Below are 1,192 nucleotides of genomic sequence, written 5' to 3'. Positions count from 1 at the left end.
TGTTAAATCTAATGACTTTGTGTGATCTGTGATGGTTCAAAAGTAACTCATTGTGGGTATATTTGCCGCGCTTGAAAAACCATAATGAGGAAGTGGATATGAAAAAGTTAGCAGTGGTTGCATTGATGTTGAGTACCGTTTCCGGCGGTGCCTGGGCGCATGAGGCAGGGGAGTTTTTCATTCGTGCCGGTTCTGCAACGGTGCGGCCTACCGAGGGTTCCGATAATGTTCTCGGCAGTCTGGGGAGCTTTAACGTCAGCAACAATACGCAGCTTGGCTTAACCTTTACCTATATGGCGACGGATAACATCGGTATTGAACTGCTGGCCGCCACGCCGTTCCGCCACAAAGTCGGCACCGGCCCAACCGGTAATATCGCGACCGTTCACCAGTTACCCCCTACGCTGATGGCCCAGTGGTATTTCGGTGATGCGCAGAGTAAGTTTCGCCCGTACGTTGGCGCGGGCATCAACTACACCACCTTCTTTGATAATGATTTCAACAAAACCGGCAAAGAGGCAGGACTTTCCGATCTGAGCCTGGACGACTCCTGGGGCGCAGCCGGGCAGGTGGGGCTGGATTATCTGATTAACCGTGATTGGCTGATTAACATGTCGGTCTGGTACATGGATATCGACACCAACGTGAAGTTTAAAGCTAACGGCGTGAACCAGAGCGTCAGTACCAGACTGGATCCGTGGGTGTTTATGTTCTCGGCTGGTTACCGCTTCTGATTTCTTCTGCAAAACTGGCCATTATATGGCCAGTTTTTTTCCCATCCTTTCCCGCGTGAATCGTGGTGACGATCTGTCATGGCTACGCCCGAAAACCGGGTTCGTGCAGGCGCTGAGATCCCCGAAGTTGAATTGCCTGATAGTCGCCGTGTTCTGCACCAGAAAACCAGAAGCGCTGGCAAAGACCACCGCTGCCTGCATAGCCCAAAGGTGCTAATGCACAGCACAGACAATGTAAGGCCCTGAGGTATTGGAAATGACCATGTCCCCTGAGGGGAGCTGCCGAATGTTTACAACTCGATATGAACCAGGCTGTATTTGACCCAGATATTTCCGGGTGAGTTCGGCAGGAACATCATCGGTACCGGTTGGGGTAACACTTATAGCATGTAACTTATAGTCAGCACTGCCAATGCGTACATAGTCATAAATGATGGTTCGGTTGATCGTATATATAT

At 50.6% G+C, this 1,192-nt stretch carries 2 protein-coding genes; one reads left to right on the top strand and one right to left on the bottom strand.

What is annotated here, in order from left to right; all coding sequences use genetic code 11:
• The first annotated feature begins 98 nt into the window (after positions 1-98).
• Positions 99-734: an outer membrane protein OmpW gene (gene ompW / locus NNN71_RS24635; protein ID WP_163445640.1), complete on the top strand. Its 636-nt coding sequence runs from the start codon at positions 99-101 to the stop codon at positions 732-734.
• Positions 735-947: 213 nt separating this feature from the next.
• Here the strand turns inward: ompW and NNN71_RS24630 are convergent.
• A partial coding sequence (locus NNN71_RS24630) for a hypothetical protein (protein ID WP_271459583.1) occupies positions 948-1,192 on the bottom strand: 245 nt, incomplete at its 5' end.

The organism is Kluyvera sp. Awk 3, assembly GCF_028069715.1.
Taxonomy (GTDB): Bacteria; Pseudomonadota; Gammaproteobacteria; order Enterobacterales; family Enterobacteriaceae; genus Kluyvera; species Kluyvera georgiana_A.
Note: the sequence above shows the minus strand (reverse complement) of the source record. Positions and strands in the feature narration are given on the sequence as shown.

Bases quoted from the DNA above. Each gene is read 5' to 3' on its own strand.
- ompW (WP_163445640.1), top strand. From the start codon at position 99: ATGAAAAAGTTAGCAGTGGTTGCATTGATGTTGAGTACCGTTTCCGGC.